The organism is Micromonospora sp. SL4-19, assembly GCF_047921475.1.
GTDB lineage: Bacteria > Actinomycetota > Actinomycetes > Mycobacteriales > Micromonosporaceae > Micromonospora.
Genome location: NZ_JBLROB010000092.1, coordinates 1 through 408, shown reverse-complemented (window position 1 = coordinate 408; position 408 = coordinate 1). Strand labels below are relative to the sequence as shown.

The following is a 408-nucleotide window of genomic DNA, read 5'->3' as shown; positions in this document are numbered from 1 at the left end:
CGTCACCGTCGACGAGGTCGAGATCACCAAGCTGCGACGCACGGACCTGGCACGCTACCGGCAACGGATCGGCTTCGTCTTCCAGCGCTACCACCTGCTGCCAGCACTGACCGTGCTGGACAACGTCATCGCGCCCGTGCTGCCCCGACGAGGCCGCGCCGACCACGTCACCCGCGCCCGCGACCTGCTCGACGCGGTCGGCCTCACCGGACGCGAACGCGCGCTCCCGGCACAGCTCTCCGGCGGCCAGCAACAACGAGTCGCGATCGCCCGCGCCCTCATGGGCCAGCCCCGACTGCTCCTGGCCGACGAACCGACCGGCAACCTCGACTCCACCACCGGCACCCAGATCCTCGACCTGCTGCTCGACCTACGCGACCAACACGGCATGACCATCCTGCTCGCCAC

At 70.1% G+C, this 408-nt stretch carries 1 protein-coding gene; it reads left to right on the top strand.

The annotated features are described in order from the left end of the window. Window positions 1-408, top strand: a 408-nt coding sequence (locus ACNAVT_RS31825; protein WP_416301707.1) for an ABC transporter ATP-binding protein, incomplete at both ends; no start/stop codon positions are given.